Genomic DNA, 21,043 nt, shown 5'->3' with positions numbered 1-21,043 from the left:
TGCACATATCTGCACACTTGAACCCCGTCATTTTGGCGGGGTTTTTCTATGGAGAATGCAATGGCCAGAGCAGTAATTGGCGCTTTGCGCGTGAACCTGGGCATGAACAGCGCCCAATTCCATCGCGGTTTGAAGAATGCGCAGACAGGTTCAGAAAAATTCGCCTTCGCCGCTAAGCGTGCCTTTAAGGTTGTGGCCATTGGCGCGGCAGCGGCGGCGGCTGGTATTGCCGTAGCATCAAAGAGCTTTTTGTCTGCATCAATTGCGCAAGAAAAATCGGTAAAGCAGCTTGAAGCGGTTCTGAAATCCACCAAGCAGGTTGCCGGGCTTACCTCAAAAGAGCTTCAAAAGATGGCTTCTGCCATGCAAAGCGTGACCACATACGGCGATGAAACCGTGATTGAGGCTCAATCGCTACTTTTGACCTTTACCAAAATTGGCAGGGATGCGTTTCCACAAGCACTGGAAGCGACCCTGAACGTTGCTACCGCGATGGGAACTGACCTTAAATCAGCGGCTTTGCAAGTTGGTAAGGCGCTGAACGATCCTGTGTTGGGCATGACAGCACTTTCCCGCTCCGGCATTCAGTTCACTGAGCAGCAAAAGAAGGTTGTCAAAGAGCTGGTTGAGACTGGGCGTGTTGCTGAAGCGCAAAAGATTATTCTGCGTGAGCTTGAAACACAATTCGGCGGTTCTGCGCGCGCGGCACGTGATACAATGGGCGGCGCACTCACTGGGTTGAGCAACGCATTTGGTGATCTATTTGAGGTTTCCGGCCCCGGCATGGAAAACCTGCGCAAGTCGATTGAAAATTTGGCGGCAAAAATTAGTTCACCTGAGTTTCAACAAGCGGTGCAGAATTTTGGCGCTATGCTATTTGACGCAATTGCGAAAGCAACCGAAGCCTTTATCGCTTTCATGGATCAGGTCAATCGCTTTCAAAATTGGGTCAGCTACAACAGCACAATCAAGCCGATTGAGAAAAAACAAACACCGCAAGAGGAATTGGCCGCGAAACTTGGCGCAATTCAGAGCGGGCAGATGTTGCCTGATGTGCCTAATTTTTACGCTTCGTTCAACTGGCCAACAGAGCCTAAATCTGGTGCATCGTCTATTTCAGCACCAATCGAAAAAGCTGCAAGCGGGTTTAAGAAGGCCGCGAACGATTTGGCAGAAGCAGGGCGGCGCGTATTTGAAGCGACACGCACACCGCAAGAGCAATTCAATGCCAAAATGGACGAGCTAAACAAGTTGCTTGAGGCTGGCGCGATTGATTGGGATACATATCAACGTGCTGTCAAAATGGCTCAAGATGAGTTTGACGAAATGGATGGCAAGGTTGACAGCTTGGGCGACAAGTTCGCAGACATGTTCAAGTCTGTTGGCGCATCGCTTCGGGGCGTTATCGACGGGTCCAAAAACTGGCTCGATGTTCTCTCCGATATTATGATGAATCTTGCCCAGATGGCCTTTTCCAACATTAATTTTGGCGGCGGGTTTGGCGGTATTATTGGCAGCTTGTTTAGCGGCCTATTTGGCTTTGCCAAGGGCGGCACGATTATGCCGGGTGGCACAGGCGGGATTGATAGCCAGCTGGTTGCTTTCCGCAAGTCACCAAATGAACGGGTGGACATTACCAAGCCGGGGCAACAGCTAACTTCTGGCGCTGGCAATGTGCAGATCGATCAAACCTTTGTTTTGGATGGTGCGATTGATGGGCAGCGCATCCAGCAGATGATCCAGCAAGGCACAGCACAATCGGTTGAGGCTGTAAAACGTGCCTTGCCTGATTGGCAGGTCCAGCAGCAGACACGCGGGGCAATTGCATGACCATTACCCCAACCATTCATCATTGGCCCATTTCCGTTGTGCCTCAAAACCAAGTGTTCTATGCGCCGGGGCAGGGGATTTCTGGCGCATATACCGTTGGCGGTGCAAATGCTCTTTCACCAGAGCCGGGCGGCGTGGCGTTTTTAGAGATGGATTTCAACTATGCCAACACCACAGGCAATGCGCGGATTATCTCTTGGCTGATGTCACAAATTGCAAACGGATCAGTTTTTCGCATTCCGATTGTTAAATCTGTGCAGGTTTTGCAAGCCTCTGACATTGGCGTGACAGTGCCAGACTCATATGAAACGGTTGGGGTGCCTTGGGAGCAGGACGGTTCTGATCTGCTATGGGATCAAAACATTGGTTGGGCGTATGAATTGAACGTGAAGGCAACAGCCCATTATTTGGCTGGTGTGACCTCAATTACGCTCGATATGGCCAATTATAACCAAAAACTATTGCCGGGCCATGTGATCGGCCACCAAGGCCGTGCCTATGCGGTTATGAGAATTTCCTACGATGATAGTGATGCGGCAACGTTGACAATCAGCCCGCCACTCCGCGCTGAAATGAAGCCCAACGATGATGTGACCCTTTCGCCAACAATGATTGGCAAGGTCAAAGACCCTGCAAGTTTCCGCTCAAAATATGAATATGGGCAATACATCAAGCCGGGGCCGATCACCTTTATTGAGGCGCTTGTATGAGTGCGTTTGAAGATAAGCTCAACGAATATCTTTCAGAAGCAACCGACCCGACCGATTTGCGGATTATGGTGCGCCGCTTTTGGAAATATGATTTTCTTGCGGGTGCCGTGCGCGTTTGGGATGGAATGGGCAAGGCTTACAGTGAAGATGGCCAGGAGTGGCTTGGTACGGTTTCGCCGGAAGGCATGAATTTTCACCAAACGCCAAAGATTGGCGATGGCCGCGACCTATCAAGCCCGCGCTATCAATTCTCTTTGGGTTATATCGACAGCACAACCTACAACGCCTTGAAGGCTTCACAAGATCAGGTGGCCGAACGCACCATCACTTGTTATTTGGGCATATTTGAAGAGGGTGAAGGGCTTCGGCCTCAAACCGCCTTGGATTATTTCGATCAGTTCACCATGCAGTCGGCAATCTTTGAAGAGAAGCTAACAATGGGCGAAAGCGGGGCGCTTCAAAAGCAATATGTGGCTTCTGTTGTGGCGGTAAACGCTAACGCAGGTCGATCACGAGCGCCGGGCGGCACATACACAGACACAAGCCAGAAAAACCGGGCTTCCATTTTGGGCGTTGATGGGGATCGCGGCTGTGAGTTTGTGGCCGGGCTGGCAAACAAGACGTTTATCATTCCATGATTTCAAAAAAAGACGCGGTTAAAAAGCACCTCAAGATTTGGCGATCAGATCCGTTTTCTTGGGGCGATGGCGATTGCCTTACGCGATGCGCAAGTTATGTCGCTGATATTCACGATATTGACCCCGCTATGGGTCTCCGAGGCACCTACAGCAGCCGCGAAGGGGCGCAAGAGCATATTGACCGCGCAGGGGGCGTGGCGGCGCTTGTAGGGCAACAATTAGAGGGCTTGGGCTTTGAAAAGGCTGATCCTGAATTTGGCGACATTGTGGTTGTGCAGTTCGGTGAAATCGAATTGGGCGGCATTTGCTTAGGCGACAAGGTGGCAATGAGTGCCGAAACCCATTTGATCGAGATTCCCACCCGGTTTGTGAAGGTGATTGCGGCATGGCGTATTTAAGAGCGGCATTGATCGCGCTTTTGGTGTTTTCTGCGACACCCGCAAAGGCTGATCCGATCAGCATTGCCGCATTTGTGCAGGGTATTGGCGCGGCTTTTGGCGTTGCAGCAATTCCTTTGACAACGGCAGCGGGCGCGGCTGGTTTGTCGGTTGGCTTGTTTTTGGCGACACCAATCGGCGGGCTGTTGTTGGCTGGTGCCTTGGCTGGCGGTGCAGCCGTTATTCAAGCGCTCAATCGGCCACAACGCACACCGCCAGAAGCATCTCGCGTGAATGTGCGGATTGAGGCAGCTCCGCGTTGGTTGCGGGCTGGCAAGCTGCGTGCAGGTGGCGCGGTCATCTTTGCTGAGTTCGATGATAATGGTGCGTTTTGGTATCTGGTTGCACACGCTGACAGCGAGTTGGTTTCATTTAGCCATTATATGCTGGACGAATTGCAAGTTGAATTGAACGGCTCCGACAAGGTTTTGACCAAAGATTTTTGCCTGACCACGGAAGGCGGCAGCGGGTCAACACTTAGCAACCCAACGCCTAGCGAACTGGTGCCATATTACACGATCAAGCGCACCACATTTTCACCAAGTGACCCAACGCCGCCAGCTATTTCGTCGTTCACTTCAAAGTTTTCAGAGTGGACTTCGGCGCACAAGTTGGCGGGCGTGACCTATTCGGTGGTCAAAGTTGACCCGGTAAAGCAAGAGGATCGGCACAAGATCTTCAGATGGCGCGGCCCGGTGAGTGTTGGTGAGCCCGCTATTTCAATCGTTGGCTACTTCTCACGCATCTATGACCCGCGCGAAGTCTCGCACGACATTGAAGATGAAAGCACGTGGACGCATTCATCTAACGCCGCGCTGATCTGGGCATGGTTCCGCACGCATCCTTATGGCATGAACAAGCCAATGTCCGCGATCAACTGGGATAAAGTCGCGGACGCAGCAGACAAGTGCGATGTGACCATCACAGACAAAAACAGCGGCACACAGCCGCGCTATGAGTGCGGCATCTCCATCCCGGATGATATGGAACGCCATATCGCGGAAAAACAAATCTTAGCCACATGTGATGGCGTTCTGTTGTTCGACAGTGAGGGCAAGGCTTACATTGATGTTGGTGTTTGGCAGGAGCCAAGCCTGACCTTTTCGGCACAGCGCGACATTATCACAATGTCAAGTCGTGAAGCACAGGACGGTGAAAGCGAAACTGATGGTGTTGTGATTGTCTACACTGAGCCAGACTATGGCTATATCAAACAACCCTGCGCACCGTGGATCAATAATGATTACTATGAAGAAGGCCGCACGCCTAACTTCGCAGAATTTCAGATTTTGGGTTGCCACAACCATAACCAAGCGGTTCGGCTGGCAAAAGCTATCGGCAAGCGGTTGCAGCCGCGCCATAAGCTCGGGCCGTTGCTTGGGCCAAAAGCACTGTTGGCACGCCGAGAGCGCATCGTCGCATTGGACTATGACGATACCTTTACAGGCAATTATGAGATCGCTTCGCCCGTTGAATTGGATGAAAGCGGCAAGATCAGTTCAACCGGGCTGGTGCCGATTGATCAATACCGCTGGACATTGTTGCCGGGTGAAGAAGGCGACAAGCCAGCACCATTGGTGGACACAACGCAGACGAATGATTTGGCAGCGCCAAGCAACCTTTCATTGTCTGCGGCTCCGGTGCCGGGTTCAACTGGTTCATCTGTGCGGCTTGAGGCAACATTTGATGCGCCACCGCGCTTGGATCACCGTTATGAGTTTGAATATCGCAAGCAGGGCGAAACTGCTTGGCGGTTGTTTATCGTCAATATGGATGAGCGCTTAGGCTATACCGATACGGTTGAAGATGGCGCGACCTATGAAATTCGCTATCGGACAGTTTCAACGGCTGGTGGCGCGTCCGAATGGGTGGACCCATATCCAACAGTTGTTGCAACGGCTGACACCACTGCGCCTGATCCGGTGACGGGTGTTGTTGCCACACCGGGTAGTGGTGAGGTTCAAATTGATTGGACTGCGCCAAACTCATCTAACTATGTCGGCGCACGCATCTATCGCTATACGTCAAATGACTTCGCAAGCTCAACACTGGTTCGTACCGAATATGGCGCACCAAATAGCGCGGATACTTGGACAGATAGCGGCCTTGCTCCTGGCGATTATTACTATTGGGTCGTTTCAATCAATGGCTCAGGTGTTGAAGGCACAGAAGTCGCCACCGGATCGCAAACAGTAACCTAACAAAACCTAACATTTCAATCGAACGTGACCGTCCTTTTTTAGGGCGGTTTTTTTATGGGGGCTTTTATGGTCGATACCATTGATAGCGCATTGCGTGACAACAACACTTTAGGCGATCCCGGCAGTGGTGACTACAAGGTCAAAAAAGGACCGTTGCGCACTGTTCTAAAGCGGATTGAGGCCAGCGCGGGCATTGGTGCGGTTGCCGTCGCCACAAAAACCGAATTGGACGCGATCACAGACAAAGCGGACAATGCACCGGGGTTTGTGGTTGGCGATAGCACTGCATCAAACAACGGCCAATATACATGGGATGATAGCGGTTCTGCTTGGGTGAAGGTGCGTGATCTGCCTGATACAGCGACCATCCTTGAAAGCGTTGCTGGCACCAATGACGTGACCGCCAATGTTGCGACAGGTGTTAATCCTGCTGCCGTTTCGCTATTTGTTCTTACACCCACCAATACCAACACTGGCGCGATGACTTTGACCATTGAGGGCGAAACGGCGCAAGATTTCAAAACCTATGCGGGCGATGATTTTGCATCAGGTGCAATCGTGGCGGGCCGGGCTTATCTCGTCTTTGACACCGGATCAGAATATCGCGCACTTAATGATGACCGCATCTTGCCATTCCGAGGCGCTTATGCTGCGCCGACAACATACTCGCTCGGTGATCTAGCGGAAAATGGTGGTTCGATTTGGTATTCCCTGCAAGATGACAATACTGGCAACACTCCAAGCGAGGGAGCTTATTGGACTGAGTTTTTGCCGGGGGTTACCGTTGCTGATGGCTCAGTTACCACCGCAAAGCTCGCAGACAACAGCGTAACAAATGCCAAGCTGACAGCGGCTCATTCTCTCGCTCTTTCCCATACGGTTGCAGACCGCACAGCACTAAAGGCGCTTGATACAGCGCGTTATAATGTAGCTTTTGTGCAGGGAGTAAGCGGTGGGCTGTTTGTTTGGGATAGCTCCGATCTATCAACAGAAGTCACAGCAGACACCGAAGAAGGTGTTTATGTTGCACCAACGGCTGATGCGACTGGCGCAAGTGGTGCTTGGGTCCGCGTGATCGAAAATGCCATTAACGTTAAATGGTTTGGTGCGGTTGGTGATGGCGTTACAGATGACACTAACGCCATTCAGGCCGCTTTAGACACTGGCTTAAATATTTACATTCCTGAAACTGAAAACGGTTTTCTGGTCTCAACCCTTGATCTGCTGAACAATCAAGAAATTCGCGGTGCAGGTAAATGGAAAAAGGGTCTTGTGGGTGACGGCACTGGGCCTGTCTTGCAGATCGGTGACGGCACTGGCTCGATCCGATCTAATGTTATTAGCAGATTAAAGATTGAGAATACAGGTGCTGAATGCATCAACGGTGATTTCGCGCCAAACCTGACAATTGAGGGTTGTGAAATCCGGTGTAGTGGCGCTCATGCAATCAACTTAAAGCTATGTTATCGCTTAATTGTGCAGGATAACTACATCCTTACAAGTGGAGCTTACACAGCCCTACGTGCATTAAACAACTGCAATGGCGGGGTGTTCTTTAAAAATACGATCACTGGCGGTTCAGCAGGTCGTGCAATACAAATTGGCCAAAGCCAAGGGGTCCGTGTCGATAATAACATTATTGAAACGTCGCTTGACGGGATATGGATTGCTTCAACAAGTGACACTGGTGATGGCAATTGTAACGGCGTCACGCTCACAAATAACTATATTGAGCAATGTTCAACACCATTTGTCCTGTCCAAGGTCTACACCATCTTTGGCCTAACCATGAAATCCAACTATGTTGGCAACGCTGCAACGACGACCATTGCAACACGCGTGGCTTGTGTGCAGCACGGTCGAATTAAAGGCGGATCAATTACTGATAACGCTTTTTATCTCGATAGTGGCGGTTCAGAAGATTTGCTGCATGTCTATTTGCCTTTAACGAGCGCTAATATTGTAGATATGGAATGGCAGCGTAATTATGTCGAAAACGCAGCAACAAACCTTACGAAACTTGGCACTTACGCGTCAAATGGCGGTGCAAACAACGATGTTGGCGCAAACTCATATTATGACTTTGGCGATGGTGAATTGCCTAACAAACGTGTGTTTATTTCGCCAGCGTTAAAAGCTGATGTGAGCACTGGTGATATTGAGTGGACTGAGATCGGCGAATACAATTGGGGTGGTGAGATTGAAAGCGTCGAAATCATAGATGCGGTTGGCTCACTTACTGGGTGCAATGTGGCCTTGGGCGATAGTGCTAATTTCCAAGTTAATGTGTCGCAGGTCGATATTAGCACTTTGACTTTTACACGCGGCAAAACAGATTTGACTGTTGCTGGCAACTCGATTGACACACGCGCCAGCGGCTATAACCGATATAAAGTGATTGCTGGCACTGGCACTGGCAGCTTCAGAATTAAGATCACGTATCGGGCCAACTAAAGCCTTTCAAACATTGGAGCATAACATGCAAAGCAATTGGCCGCAGGTCATTGCTTGGATTGGCTTGTCGGAAGGCGGTTACGTCAACCACAAGAACGATCCGGGCGGACCTACCAATCATGGCATCACAAAGCGGGTGCTTGAGCAATGGCGTGGAAAGAAAGTTTCCATTGCCCAAATGAAGGCGCTGACCAAAAAAGAGGCTGAAGACATTCTCAAGGCTCGTTATTGGGATGTTGTGCGCGGTGATGACCTACCAAGTGGTCTTGATTATGCGGTGCCCGATTACGCGACCAATTCCGGCCCCGGTAAGGCGATCAAAGACTTGCAACGTAGCCTAAATGATATGGGCGCTGGTATCAAGGTTGATAGCGTTATAGGGCCCGAAACGATGGGTGCGATCAACAAACTCGACGAGCAGCAAATCAAAGAGCTGATCCAGCTGTATTGTGAGCGCCGTATGCGGTTCTTGCGCAGCCTCAAGACATTCAAGACTTTTGGTCGCGGCTGGACCAAGCGCGTGATGGGTAATCGCACAGGCGTTCAAACGGATGACATTGGCGTAATCGACCGGGCAACTATGCTTGCGTCTAAATATCCTGTGCCAAATATCCCGGCGCCGCAAAATCATGGCACCGCCAAAGGTGAGCCCGAGAAGCCCAATGTTATCGATGCACTACAACAGCCCGAAGCATGGGGGCCGCTTGGCGGGCTACTCACAAGCCTTGGAGCAATGACACAGGGCAATGGGCCGTTTCAATGGGCCTTGGCCGCTCTTGTGGTCGCTTTTATCGCTGTGGGCGTATTCTATGCGATCCGCACCATTCAAAACGCTGATCCGACATAGGTGGTGATATGATTGCAAGCATTTTCGCATGGATTGCTACAAAACTTGGCGGCAGATTTGTCGAGAACGTTCTCAGCAGCTTTGAGAAACACGCCAATAACGAAACGGAACGATTGCGGATTCGTTCGGCGCGTGAGCAAAACGCATCCAACAACGCAACCAAAATCGCAATCAACCATCAAGATAATTCGGCCAAGGTCATTATGAAGGCCATGAATTTCAAGGTGTTCTGGATTGCTTGGGGCATGTGCGCAATTTCGCTTGCCGCTTGGTTTAGTTGGGGCATGTTGGACAGCCTTTTCAACGGCGCGTTGCCAGATGTGGCCAAACTGCCCGATCAGCTTTTGCGCTATGCCGACATCGTGTTCGCAAACATTTTTTACTCAGGCGCGGGCTTGGGTGCTGCGCAAATACTGGCCTCTCAAATCGGGGGGCGCAAATGACTAATACGGGGCATTTCACAATGAAAGAGGCAGGGCAAGCCATTGTCGGCGTTTTCGGCATATCAGCAACGGCATGGCTTGACCTGCTTACTGGCGCAAATCAAATCTTGCTAGGTCTCGGCGGTCTGCTGGTGGTCTGGTTCACGGTCTACAATCTTTATCTGCGCAATCAAAAGCTGCGCAAAGACCTTAACGATCCCAAGAAATAGGGGGCTTTTATGGCCGATAATACCCTTAGCGATGAAACGCTACGTGCATCACTGCAAGCAATCGACACATTTTCGAGCTTGCGCCAAGCCTCCATTAAAACGGGGATATCAAGATCAACCTTGCGGCGGCATAAAGAATTGGCAGCCGCACGAGGCGTCACACTTCAAGGTCCAAAGCCTGAATTTGATGAATTGCCGCCTCTATCGGAAGACGCTGCCGAGCTTATCCAAACACTGGCCAAGCGATCACGCAAGCGCAAAGCCCATTGGCAAGCCCATAAGTGGCGGCGCGTGCGCGTGAAAACCAATGAGCCTTTTGCAATCACGTGGTTTACAGATGTTCACCTAGGCGACAATGGGTGTGACTATGACACCTTGGTTAAACACCTAGAAATGACCGCTCAAACGCCTTATGCCTATTCGGCATTTATGGGCGATGCATCCAACAACTGGCCCACAAATGGGCGCTTGGCCAAGAAATGGGCCGATCAGGAAACCAGCCGCGAACAAGAACGGCAACTTGTTGATTGGTTTCTTCATCACAGCAGCCAAGACTGGCTCTTTTGGGTATTGGGCAATCATGATGTTTGGGAGGGCGGCGAGTCCATCCTGCGGCGTATCAATGCCGGGTTTGTGCCTATGCACGATTGGCGGGCGCAATTCATTCTTGAGTGTGGCAATAAGCGTGAAGTGAAGCTGGACGTTTCCCACAATTTCAAGGGCCATTCACAATGGAACACCCTTCACGCTGAAACCAAAGAGGCAAAGATGGGCGAGGGCGCGCACTTCTATTTCTCAGGCCATAAGCACGAGGCTGCTTTGCACTTTGAAGAATTTGCACAACGCGGCACATCATCTTGGCTTATGCGGTGCCGTGGGTACAAAGAATGTGACGAATATGCGCACCGGGGCCAGTTCCCAGAACAGACAGGCGGCAACGCTGGCATCACAATTATTGATCCCAATACCGCAAACACAAACCCGATTGTTCATGCAACGCTCGACCTTGAGCAGGGCTTGGATTATTTGACATTCTTGCGCCGTAAAGCAGCATGAAACAAGAGGTTTCACAAGACACCAAGCGCCTAATCAATCGGCTGGCCAATTCATGGCAAAGCTGCATGGCTATTCAGCCGCCAAAGCCTAACCATTAGCACTGCCATTTGGTGGCGATGGCACTGACCCAGACATAACCGTAAATGCAAGGTTCTTTGCCCGGCGACCAGCCTTTTTGCACTCAGGGCATGAGTGCAGCCTTGTTAAAAGCGGTGCAAGCAATTCTGTATCCATTGGCAAACGCCTTGTGAGCGCAACCAGATTCACAAATCCCCGGTGCATACAATTGTTGCATGTGATCATAATCCGATCATTGTTTTCTATTTTGGCCTGCAATGTGCTTTGGTTTATGTCGATCATTATTGCCACCACTGATTCATAGTAAGAACATATCATGAATCTCACTGTGTCAATTTTGTGCCAATTTTCCAGCGTGTTCTTGCATCGTTCTGCAATTACCTGCAATTTGGGGAAATTACACCGGATTGTCACTTTTTTATAAAAAGCGCTTGCAATCAGGGGGGTTATGGGGTTATTCACGGCCTCGGAGAGGTGGCCGAGTGGTCGAAGGCGCTCCCCTGCTAAGGGAGTAGGCGGTGTAGAGCTGTCTCGAGGGTTCGAATCCCTTCCTCTCCGCCATTCCCTTTGAAAATTTCAACTAGAAATCGTTGTTGGTTTTAAGGCGATTTGAAAAGATTGTTGTCTCAAAGAGAGTTCGGTCAAGCGTTTCGGTTGTCCAGGCGACATTCTTATGCGTGGCGGATTAAACTATTTAAAATGATAAAGATAAATTGGCTGAGCCATATATATTGAGAATCTGGACTGATCTGAGTCCTTGCCATTTCGAATATATCGATCGCTAACCGCTTGTTACCGGGGATTCTGCGCGTCGATATGTTATAAAAAGTTCATATTGGATTTTGCGTAAAACCTAAAGTTATGTAATCACTTGCATTATTAACCAATCGGATAAATTTTATATAACTGGGCTTGTAAATTATCACTTCCTTATATAAAAAGTATGCTGCATATTAAGATTTTGTTAGGTTCTTAAATGTGTTCGGCGACTTATGGGGGAGATAAGGGCGTGCCAAAAATAAATGCACTATTAGTGACCTTGGTGATGTCGCTTTTTGCTTCGAGTGTATATGCAGCGGACCCGCTTGCAGGCAATGCAAGGGCAGGGACGTGCCTTTATTCTGGTCAATCCTCCATCATGGATTTGGCAGATTCTGAAATTCAATCTCTTGTAGAAGAGTATTATGCCGCAGCGAAAGCTGCGCTTGTAGATCCTGCTGTAAAGGATTCAAAAAGCGCGGCTTATGAGTGGGCAGGGGAAACCAAAATCGCTTGCCAAACATCTATTGGCTATATGCAAACCGGACATCTTGATGCGCAGTCGACAAAGAAGTGCGACTGTTTTTATCGCCGTATGGTGAATGCGCGTTAGCACTGAAATCGTGACACTGGATAGTAGCAAATGAAACCGATCACGGGCATGAAAATTATAAAAGGTTTAGCGGCAAGCGCTTTTATAGCGTTGAACCTCAGCGTATCGGCATATGCCTTGTCGCTAAGAGATGCCGTGGTGATTGCAGTTGATTCAAACCCAGAAATCGGCCAGTCCATGGCAAACAGAGAAGCTGTGGAATTTGAGCTGAGACAAGCACTCGGCTTGTATATGCCACGCGTTGATTTGGAAATTTCAACTGGTGTGCAGCGTTTGGACAATCCCAGCCGGCGCTTTTCAGGCATTCAAGATGACCCGCTTTACCCTTCACAAGTGGATGTGATTGTTTCTCACGATATTTGGGATGGCGGTTTCCGCCGTGCTGAAGCAAATCGACAAGCAGCTCGGGTGGATGGTGCATCATTCCGAGTGCTTGAGCGCAGTGAGTTTATTGGCCTTGAAGTGGCGCGTGAATATTTCCAGGTGCTTTTGCAGCAGCGTGTTGTGAATATTGCGCGGCAAAATGTGGCGTTTCATGAGCAAACACGGAACGATGTGCGCGCCGCCGTTGAAAACGGCCAGCTAACTGCGGCCGAAACCCAGCAGGTTGATGAGCGTTTGAGCCAAGCGCGTGCGCGGCTAACAGAAGCGCGCGAAGCGCTAGATCTTGCGCAAATTGGCTTCTACAAATTGGTATATGTGTCATTAGACGCAGGGCAAATGCCTTCTCGCGTCTCGCGCGCCTTTATGCCGAATTCATTGTCACAAGCAATCAGCAAGGCCCGTGCGAACAATCCACGTCTTCTGATGGCAAATGCAGATATTGATGCGGCGGCAGCTGTTGTTGAGCAATCGCGCAGTGGTTTGAACCCAACGATCAACCTTCAGGGCCGTGCGTCAGCTGGCTATGACGTGAATGGCGTTGATGGTGCAACAAATGATCTGCAAGTTAAGCTGAGCTTGAAATGGAACCTTTACGACGGTGGCATCAAGCGAGCTGAAATTCAGGAAAATGCGCGGCGTGAAACTGAGGTTGCTCTAGGGCAACAGCAAGTATTGCGGGAAGTTGAAGAAGCTGTGCGCATTTCATGGACACGTATGGGGCGCCAAGGCTCATTGTCAGCGCAATATGGATCGCAACTAAAAGCATCAAGCGATTTGGTGGATTCATATCGCAGCCAGTTCAGCGTCAATCAGCGGTCATTGTTGGACGTGCTGGATGCGCAAAACACCAAATTTAATGTGCAAGTTTTGTATGAGACTGCGCAATATAGCCAGCGCTTCGCAGAATATCGTTTGTTGGCAGCAACCGGACAGTTGCTGAAATATCTGGGCCTAGAAGCGCCTAGCCAATCCAACGCATATGCGCGTGAAAAGTTGAATACCCCTTCCGCAGATAGCTATCAGCCAAGAGAGTTGGAGCCTGTAAACTTCGAGGAACCAATCGACCTTACTTCTTTCGTTAATTAATTTTTTGTTAATATTTTCCATTTGTAGCAATTGACATGCTTCGGTATGCCTCCGCTGGCGTCTATTAGAGCGTCTCGGCAGCAGCAATTTTAGTGCTGCCGCGAATGGTTGTGTTTGCAAATCAAGATGTTAGTACGAGGTTAGAATCTTGGGTGATGTAAGCGCGGATAGTATCCAAGAGGTGCGCGTTGAACGCCATGCGCGTGACGTAGAACAAATTGCATTGTTCATATCGCGGCACTTTGACCGTGCGTCCACGCCCGAGCAGTTGGTTGCGGGGCTTCCACTTGACAACAATGTTCTTGATTTCGCGTCTTTGCCTCGAGCGCTGCAGCGATTGGACTTGCTGTGCACGCCAATATCTTCTCCCGTTGGGAAAATCGCTGACTATGACATGCCTGCGATTTTAAAACGAGCCGATGACACAATTTTCCTGCTGATCGAACGACGTGAAGATGGAAACTATCTCACATATGATCCGCATATTGATGGCAAACAGACACTAACGCCTGAGGAGTTGGGGACGGATACCAAAGTCGGCCTTAGCGTGCGGCCGACCAATGTTTCTGACAAGCAAAAGCAACAAAAACATTGGCTAACCCACGCACTGGCCAACCAAAAGCGTGCAATATTTCACATCATTTTGGGCACCATCTTCATCAATATATTTGCGATTGCCATGTCGCTCTTCACCCTAAATGTTTATGACCGTGTGTTGCCAAACAAGGCACTTTCAACCCTTTGGGTTTTGGCAATCGGCTTAGGCATTGTGTTCATCTTCGACCTGTTGTTGAAGATCGCGCGTGGGGCGCTGATTGATGAAGCAAGCCGGACAATAGATTTCAGACTGTCGTCTGTTTTGTTCGACCGGGTGATGAACTCGCAGATTTCAGATCGGCCAAGTTCTACAGGCGCATTCGCTGCCAAAATCAGCCAATATGAAGTTCTGCGCGAGTTCTTTGCATCGAGCACAATTGTAATGTTCATCGATGTGCTGTTTCTTGGTTTCTTTGCCTTCATTGTTTCGCTTTTGGTCGGCTGGGTCGTGATTTTCCCGCTTATTGCTTCGGCGCTTGCCATTTTGGTCACTATCATCATCGGTTTGCGTGCCGGAAAATATGTACGGGCGGCAATGGCTGAAATTTCCAGCAAGAATGCCGTGTTGTTCGAGACCTTGGGCGCAGTGCAAACAGTGAAAGCTGCGCGCGCTGAAGGCCACTTTTTGCGCAAATGGGAAAACACAGTTTTGATCTCGTCCCAAACGCAAAACAAAGTACGCGCTTTGCAATCCACAGCGATTTATTTCACGGCGCTGATGGGGCAGGTGGCACTGGTGAGCATTATCATCGCTGGCACTTATCGGTTCGCCGCTGCCGAAGTGAGCATGGGGGCAATTATTGCGTCCATGATGCTTTCAAACCGCATCATCGCGCCTGTGTCCCAAATTTCCACAGCCATATTGAAAACACGCGGCGCATTTGAAGCGTTTAAAAGCTTGGGCGAGCTGATGAGCCTGAAGGACGAGCGGCACCAGGATCATCGCTTCATTCAGCGCACTGTGGGGCAGGGGCGGATTGAATTCGATAAGGTGCGCTTTGCCTACCCGCAATCAAATCGGTTCGTGCTTGATCAGGTCAGTTTTAAGATTGCCGAAGGCGAGAAAGTTGGCGTTATCGGGCGCATCGGTGCCGGTAAGTCAACGCTTGGTCGGCTCCTGCTGAAATTCTACGAGCCGACGGAAGGCAGCATTTTGGTCGATGGGATCTCGATCAGCCAATATCACCCAGCGCATTTGCGGAAAAATATTGGCTTGGTGTTGCAAGATCCAGAGTTGTTCGATGGCACCGTGCGCGAGAACATTATGCTGGGTGCGCCTGAGGCGACAGATGAGGAATTACTCGAGGCGGCCCGCAAATCTGGCGTTGAGAGATTTGTTGCTTTGCATCCATTGGGGTTCGATATGCCAGTGGGTGAGCGTGGCTCCCTTATCTCCGGCGGTCAACGCCAAGCAATCGCTTTGGCCCGAACATTGTTGGCAAATCCGAAAGTGCTATTCCTCGATGAACCGTCTAGTTCCATGGATATGGTGACGGAACGGGAGCTGGTGCAACATTTGCGGGAAAGTCTAAAACCCGACCATACAGTGATCATTGCAACGCACCGACAAAGCCTACTGAGCCTTGTCGACCGTTTGCTGGTTATCGACAATGGTCGGCTTGTGGCGGATGGCCCGCGTGACAAAGTATTGGCGCAGCTCAAATCGAACGGAGCGTCGACATGAGTTTGGATCAGATGCAAATGCGCCAAAGATTTGAAGGTGTTGCCGCGACTGCGCCAAACCGCGGTGCGCTGGTAATTTTGCTGATTGCATTGTTCAGTACCTTTGCCTTGCTTTGGGCTTCATTCGCAAAAGTAGATGAAATTTCGCGCGCTGAGGGACGTATCATCCCAACAGGCAAAACCCAGATTGTGCAAAGTGGTGTTTCAGGCGTGGTGGCCGAGATATTTGTGCGCACGGGCCAAAATGTGAAACGCGGCCAAATCCTTGTGCGGTTAGACGACACAACCACGGCCTCATCAGCAGGTGAGGTGGAAGCCAAAGTGCGCGCGCTGGAAGTGCAAATTGAACGCCTTCGCCACGAAGCAGGACTTCGCCCAAATCAAGCCTTCAATTGCCCGGAAAGCGTTTTCAATGTTGAACCTGAGATTTGCGAAAACGAGCAACGATTGATGGATGCGCGGGCGGAAAATCTGGCGAATTCAAAGCAGGTTTTTGTATCGCGAGTGGAGCAACGCCAAAGGGAACTCAACGAAGCGACGCAGAATTTGACGCGGCTGACCAACAGCTTGGCTCTGGCACAAAAACAGTTGGCACTGGTGGAGCCATTGGCCGCCAAAAATCTTGTTGCGCAAACTGAGTTGCTGGCAACGCAGCGTGATGTATCTGAGCTAACGGGGCAGATCGATGCCTTAAATGAGACTAGAGCGCGTTTGACCGCTGCGGTGCAGGAATCTCAATTGCAAGCGACATTGACCGAGGCTCAATTTAAAGAAGAGGCGCTGGGGGAGCTGACTTCGCGGTTGGCTGAATATGCGTCCACCAGCGAAACCTTGCGCGGCGCGACCGACCAATTGTCGCGAACCGAAATTCGCTCACCTGTCGATGGGATCGTCAACAATTTAGACATCAACACCATTGGTGCTGTGGTGCGCGCGGGTGATCGCATCTTGGATATTGTGCCGCTAACTGAGCAATTGCTGGTAGAGGCCAAGCTCAAACCATCTGATGTTGCGTTTGTTTTGCCGGGTCAGGAGGCAAATATCAAGCTTACTGCTTATGACTTTTCAATTTATGGCGGGTTGAAGGGCACGGTGCAAAATGTGTCAGCGGACTCTATTGTCGATCAAAATACCCGCGAAACATACTACATCGTATTGCTTTCCACGCCATCATCAGAGCTGAAGTTTGGCGATCAATCTCTGCCGATTTTCCCAGGCATGGTGACCAATGTGGAAATTCTAACCGGCCGCAAAACTGTGCTCCAATATCTATCGAAACCCATAACAAAAGCCCGTGACGAGGCTTTGAGGGAGCGATGATGGACAACGAAAACCTCACCAGACATGGTGTTATAGATTTCGACCATTTGCACGCCGAGTTGGAGCAAGAGTTTCACGCGATCGCCAATGGCGACACACGCAAAGGCATAAGGCTGGAAAAAGTATTTTGGCGTTCCATTGAGATGCTGGCGGCGGAAAAGGGGATGAAACCCAACGAATTTGTGCGAGAACTGGTGGCTGAAAGCCAGCGCATCAATGGCAACACTGCCAGTGTAGTGCGCACATTTGTAACCAGTACATTGCGCAATGAACTTGAAGCTTTGCGTGCAAATGGTACAGAAACGATAAAGCGCATCCAAAAAGCTCCAGTTCCATCCTTCGCAATTGATCGGCAAAAGCGGCTAAAGCAAGTCAATCATGAGTTTTTGCATGTTGTGCGCGTACTCACCGGGCAAATGACCATGCAAGTCGATGCAGAACGGATACAACTTATTTTAGAAACACCCATTGAAGAGTTGTTTGCAAAACTGGAAACGCAAGAAAGCTCAGTTGATTGTGGTTATTTATTGCGTGTTGGCGAGCAACAAAGACGCGGACAAGCGCGTGTTATTTGCTTGCCAGTTTTTCCAGAACATTGTTTGATTGGTTTTATTAAATCTTAGATTGGAATGGCGGCCATGACCAAAATAGTTTTCAACGATCTCCGTGTGATTGGCCGGTTTATTGCGATTTTTGCTTGCCTATTTAGCTTAGCGGCTTGCACGGTGAACGGGACGAATGATGGCAATCGACCTACCGCTAGCCAAACGCCAAATGCCGAACGCGTTGGGTCTGGAACCGTCACCGTCGGCCTTTTGGTCAGCGATGATTATGGCGCATTGAGCGATGGCGCAACAAATGCTCCTTATCTCGCAGGCAAGCTTGCAACTCAAAAACTAACAAAAACACCCATCACACTTGTGGTGCGCCGCGCCGGAAACGATGGTTCTTCGTTGCGGAACAATGCGGCTTCATTGCGCAGTGCAAATGTTGATATTGTTATTACCGATGTTGATGCGGCACAAAGTGCCCAGCTTGCCGCCGAGCTGTCTGGCAATTTAATCCCAGTCATCACACTGGCACCTGCCGCAAATGTTGATAGGATGCTTTATTCAGCCGATACGGATATTGCTGGTGAAGCAAAAATCATGGCTGAGAAAGCCCGGGCGCTTAAGTTGAAGAAGGTGTTTATCGTTCGAACGCCTTCTGCGCGCTCTGGAGAGTTGACAGCACAACTTGAGGGGCAGGCTGCTAAAAATGGCTTACAAGCGGCCGTGGTGAGCATCGGCTCAGCGGAGGCGATCAATCTTCAGCAAACAGGTGCAGGGGCGCAGGCAGCGATAATATTCGCAACATCGCCAAATCTGGCTTCCGCCTTTTTGGCTGGTCAGGCAAATCCGGCTGCAAGTCCTACTATTTTCGGCAACGCAGATTGGGTGCTGGACCTCACAGCATATGCCAATTTGAGCGGTGCCCATATCCCCACGCCCACAGAGAACAAGCTGTCTGGCTTTGCTCAGTTGTTTAAATCCACATATGGACAAAACGCTTCAGTACGCGGTGCCGCCATATATGATTTGGTTGTTCTAACCGCTGCATTGCCTCAAATTGCAGGAGCAGAAGCATATACGCCACGTATCCTGACAAATGACAAAGGCTTTAAAGGGCAGCTTGGTTGGTTCCGCATCAACGAGCAGGGAAGAAGTATTCGAAAATGGATACTTTCCCAACGGCAGTAAGTTAAGAAAGCGTCTGAATGCATATTATATTATGCAAATCCATTAAGGTTAACGAATAATTAAACTGAAATGTATAACCTGTTATGCATTTGCCATTGTGATCTATTGCGCGATATTCGGCGCTCAGCTTTAGTTGTTAACAAATAGTTAATATGAAGCTGGGTGGAGCGGTCTCATGGCCAACGACGTCAATAAAGATCAAGCACAAAATCAAGACATCAATCCAATTGAGCTGGACGACACAATCTTGCTTGCGCAAGCTGAAGATGTTGTTGAGAGCGAAGAAGAGCAACCTGTTGAAGAAAATCAGGAGCCGACCGAGGAAGAGGGCGGTGAAGGCACAAATGCTGGTGCCGAAAATGCAAATCTCCGTGTTGAAATCCCTTTAGGTGAGAACAATGTCGCGCAATTGCCTGAAGGAGCTGACCTTACCCAGCCAAGAGTTGTTGACGGTGAATTAGAGTTTTTGCAGCCAGACGGCACGATTATTTTCGTCCCAAATGGTGCCGTGGAGGGCATGACAGTCTTTGTTGGTGATGTCGAGTTTCCGAGCGAAGCACTACAGGCACTTTTTGACGCGAATAATATTCAACCAGCTGCAGGGCCTTCTGTAACCGGCGAGGCAGATACGCCTCAACCCGTGCAGGATTCTCATGGGGCTTATCAAGACAGTTCTCAAGGTTCGATTGGCGACGGTCTAGGCATTTCGCCGCTATTGCCACCCACCGCGCTGGCATTTGCAACGCCGGAACAAGAAGAGATTTATGAAGGGCCGGAAACCAACGTCGATCCCATTGGGCTAGATGACACCAATTGGGTGCAAGAAGATGGTGAATATTCCGATAGCGCGCGGGCATCATTCCAAGGAGAAGCGACGGGCAATGTATTGGAAAACATCAATCACCCAGGTGCACCTGCCGGCGATTTTGCTGACCAAGCAGATACAGATGAAAATCCAACAGATACATTGACGGTGACCAACGCGGGTACCTATTTTGGCCAATATGGCACCTTGGTTCTGAATGATGATGGAAGCTACACCTATAGCCTTAATTCCCAAGATTTGGTCATTCAGAGTCTTTCGGAAGGCGAAACTCTGACCGAGAGTTTCCCTTATTCCATTTCTGATGGCAACGGCGGCACCGGTAGCGCTACGCTAACAATCACGATTTTTGGCAGTGACGATGGCGTTTTCATTAACGGGCTAACTGTGGAAGGTCCGGATGAAATTGTCTACGAAGCCAATCTTTCAGATGGTACGGCACCAGATAATGCCGCACTCACTCAATCAGGAACGTTTAGCTTCAATGCGTTAGATGGCACGCAAACCATCACCATCGAAGGCGTAACCATTTTTGAGAATGGCGCATTTGTTGGTGGTACGCCCACAGTCGGCACCAGCATTGGCACGCTTACAATCACCTCATTTACCCCCATCACTTCATCAACCGGAGAAGTGGTCGGTGGTACAATTGGATATAGCTATACGCTCGACGCAAATTCCGAAGATCATAACAATGCGGGCAACGACACTATAGTTGAGGCATTTGATGTAGAAGTCACCGACGAAGACGGATCTTCCGACATTGCGACGATCCATATTGAAGTTGTGGACGATGTACCAGATGCGATTGATGATGGGGCACAATCTGTTGCGGAAGATGCAGTTGGCACGATCTCTGGGAATGTGTTGAGCAATGATGAGCTTGGCGCAGACGGGGCGAGCTTGACCCATATTGATGTTGGGTCCGGAATGGTTGCGTTGACCAGCGGTACGGATCTTGGTGGCGGCGTTTATCAGTTTGTCACAGCGAACGGAACCTATACGTTCACCAGTGCAGGGGCGTGGACGTTTGATCCGAACGCCAATCTTGATAATGCGGCTGGTGTTGATGCCTCGTTTGATTACACCTTGACCGATGGTGATAATGATGCGGACACCGCGACACAACCGATCAC

17 protein-coding genes and 1 tRNA gene are annotated in these 21,043 nt (G+C 50.0%); all 18 read left to right on the top strand.

Features of this window, described 5'->3' with window-relative positions; all coding sequences use genetic code 11:
- Positions 1 to 60 precede the first annotated feature (60 nt).
- A complete protein-coding gene (locus ATL17_RS07755) occupies positions 61 to 1,830 on the top strand; it encodes a phage tail length tape measure family protein (RefSeq protein WP_166638945.1) in 1,770 nt (589 codons plus the stop codon).
- Entirely contained in the window at positions 1,827 to 2,540 is a 714-nt protein-coding gene (locus tag ATL17_RS07750) for a hypothetical protein (protein WP_133572242.1), read from the top strand. The genes ATL17_RS07755 and ATL17_RS07750 overlap by 4 nt, the downstream gene beginning before the upstream one ends.
- Positions 2,537 to 3,178, top strand: coding sequence for a hypothetical protein (locus ATL17_RS07745; RefSeq protein ID WP_133572241.1), 642 nt, complete (start codon positions 2,537 to 2,539; stop codon positions 3,176 to 3,178). Before ATL17_RS07750 ends, ATL17_RS07745 begins: the two co-directional genes overlap by 4 nt.
- Positions 3,175 to 3,576 (top strand): DUF6950 family protein, encoded by a 402-nt coding sequence (locus ATL17_RS07740; protein ID WP_133572240.1) that lies wholly within the window; start codon positions 3,175 to 3,177, stop codon positions 3,574 to 3,576. The genes ATL17_RS07745 and ATL17_RS07740 overlap by 4 nt, the downstream gene beginning before the upstream one ends.
- On the top strand, positions 3,564 to 5,816 hold the full coding sequence (locus ATL17_RS07735) for a phage tail protein (protein WP_133572239.1): 2,253 nt from the start codon (positions 3,564 to 3,566) through the stop codon (positions 5,814 to 5,816). The genes ATL17_RS07740 and ATL17_RS07735 overlap by 13 nt, the downstream gene beginning before the upstream one ends.
- A gap of 66 nt (positions 5,817 to 5,882) precedes the next feature.
- On the top strand, positions 5,883 to 8,270 hold the full coding sequence (locus ATL17_RS07730) for a right-handed parallel beta-helix repeat-containing protein (RefSeq protein WP_166638944.1): 2,388 nt from the start codon (positions 5,883 to 5,885) through the stop codon (positions 8,268 to 8,270).
- Between the two features lie 25 nt (positions 8,271 to 8,295).
- Complete coding sequence (locus ATL17_RS07725; protein ID WP_133572237.1) at positions 8,296 to 9,117, top strand: glycoside hydrolase family 108 protein; 822 nt, start codon at positions 8,296 to 8,298, stop codon at positions 9,115 to 9,117.
- An 8-nt stretch (positions 9,118 to 9,125) separates the two neighbouring features.
- Positions 9,126 to 9,560: a hypothetical protein gene (locus tag ATL17_RS07720; protein WP_133572236.1), complete on the top strand. Its 435-nt coding sequence runs from the start codon at positions 9,126 to 9,128 to the stop codon at positions 9,558 to 9,560.
- Positions 9,557 to 9,769, top strand: coding sequence for a hypothetical protein (locus ATL17_RS07715; RefSeq protein WP_133572235.1), 213 nt, complete (start codon positions 9,557 to 9,559; stop codon positions 9,767 to 9,769). The genes ATL17_RS07720 and ATL17_RS07715 overlap by 4 nt, the downstream gene beginning before the upstream one ends.
- A 9-nt stretch (positions 9,770 to 9,778) precedes the next feature.
- Complete coding sequence (locus tag ATL17_RS07710; protein ID WP_133572234.1) at positions 9,779 to 10,825, top strand: hypothetical protein; 1,047 nt, start codon at positions 9,779 to 9,781, stop codon at positions 10,823 to 10,825.
- Positions 10,826 to 11,371: 546 nt separating this feature from the next.
- A tRNA-Ser gene (locus tag ATL17_RS07705) sits at positions 11,372 to 11,464 on the top strand.
- Between the two features lie 448 nt (positions 11,465 to 11,912).
- The gene (locus tag ATL17_RS07700) at positions 11,913 to 12,275 is read left to right on the top strand and encodes a hypothetical protein (protein WP_166638943.1); all 363 of its coding nucleotides are present in this window, start codon (positions 11,913 to 11,915) and stop codon (positions 12,273 to 12,275) included.
- A gap of 30 nt (positions 12,276 to 12,305) precedes the next feature.
- A complete protein-coding gene (locus ATL17_RS07695) occupies positions 12,306 to 13,745 on the top strand; it encodes a TolC family protein (RefSeq protein WP_133572232.1) in 1,440 nt (479 codons plus the stop codon).
- Positions 13,746 to 13,893: 148 nt separating this feature from the next.
- Positions 13,894 to 16,026, top strand: a complete 2,133-nt coding sequence (locus ATL17_RS07690) for a type I secretion system permease/ATPase (RefSeq protein ID WP_166638942.1) — start codon at positions 13,894 to 13,896, stop codon at positions 16,024 to 16,026.
- Entirely contained in the window at positions 16,023 to 17,345 is a 1,323-nt protein-coding gene (locus tag ATL17_RS07685; protein WP_246028665.1) for an HlyD family type I secretion periplasmic adaptor subunit, read from the top strand. The genes ATL17_RS07690 and ATL17_RS07685 overlap by 4 nt, the downstream gene beginning before the upstream one ends.
- Entirely contained in the window at positions 17,342 to 17,968 is a 627-nt protein-coding gene (locus ATL17_RS07680; protein ID WP_133572230.1) for a ribbon-helix-helix domain-containing protein, read from the top strand. The genes ATL17_RS07685 and ATL17_RS07680 overlap by 4 nt, the downstream gene beginning before the upstream one ends.
- A gap of 216 nt (positions 17,969 to 18,184) precedes the next feature.
- Positions 18,185 to 19,084 (top strand): type 1 periplasmic-binding domain-containing protein, encoded by a 900-nt coding sequence (locus ATL17_RS07675; RefSeq protein ID WP_133572229.1) that lies wholly within the window; start codon positions 18,185 to 18,187, stop codon positions 19,082 to 19,084.
- Between the two features lie 175 nt (positions 19,085 to 19,259).
- The coding region (locus ATL17_RS07670) for an Ig-like domain-containing protein (protein ID WP_208111168.1) at positions 19,260 to 21,043 on the top strand (1,784 nt) is incomplete at its 3' end.

It is taken from the genome of Maritalea mobilis, from assembly GCF_004363175.1.
GTDB classification, from domain to species: Bacteria; Pseudomonadota; Alphaproteobacteria; order Rhizobiales; family Devosiaceae; genus Maritalea; species Maritalea mobilis.
The sequence above is the reverse complement of the archived record's forward strand: the minus strand, read 5'-3'. Positions and strand labels throughout refer to the sequence as shown.

Bases quoted from the DNA above. Each gene is read 5' to 3' on its own strand.
- ATL17_RS07755 (WP_166638945.1), top strand. From the start codon at position 61: ATGGCCAGAGCAGTAATTGGCGCTTTGCGCGTGAACCTGGGCATGAAC.
- ATL17_RS07750 (WP_133572242.1), top strand. From the start codon at position 1,827: ATGACCATTACCCCAACCATTCATCATTGGCCCATTTCCGTTGTGCCT.
- ATL17_RS07745 (WP_133572241.1), top strand. From the start codon at position 2,537: ATGAGTGCGTTTGAAGATAAGCTCAACGAATATCTTTCAGAAGCAACC.
- ATL17_RS07740 (WP_133572240.1), top strand. From the start codon at position 3,175: ATGATTTCAAAAAAAGACGCGGTTAAAAAGCACCTCAAGATTTGGCGA.
- ATL17_RS07735 (WP_133572239.1), top strand. From the start codon at position 3,564: ATGGCGTATTTAAGAGCGGCATTGATCGCGCTTTTGGTGTTTTCTGCG.
- ATL17_RS07730 (WP_166638944.1), top strand. From the start codon at position 5,883: ATGGTCGATACCATTGATAGCGCATTGCGTGACAACAACACTTTAGGC.
- ATL17_RS07725 (WP_133572237.1), top strand. From the start codon at position 8,296: ATGCAAAGCAATTGGCCGCAGGTCATTGCTTGGATTGGCTTGTCGGAA.
- ATL17_RS07720 (WP_133572236.1), top strand. From the start codon at position 9,126: ATGATTGCAAGCATTTTCGCATGGATTGCTACAAAACTTGGCGGCAGA.
- ATL17_RS07715 (WP_133572235.1), top strand. From the start codon at position 9,557: ATGACTAATACGGGGCATTTCACAATGAAAGAGGCAGGGCAAGCCATT.
- ATL17_RS07710 (WP_133572234.1), top strand. From the start codon at position 9,779: ATGGCCGATAATACCCTTAGCGATGAAACGCTACGTGCATCACTGCAA.
- ATL17_RS07695 (WP_133572232.1), top strand. From the start codon at position 12,306: ATGAAACCGATCACGGGCATGAAAATTATAAAAGGTTTAGCGGCAAGC.
- ATL17_RS07685 (WP_246028665.1), top strand. From the start codon at position 16,023: ATGAGTTTGGATCAGATGCAAATGCGCCAAAGATTTGAAGGTGTTGCC.
- ATL17_RS07680 (WP_133572230.1), top strand. From the start codon at position 17,342: ATGATGGACAACGAAAACCTCACCAGACATGGTGTTATAGATTTCGAC.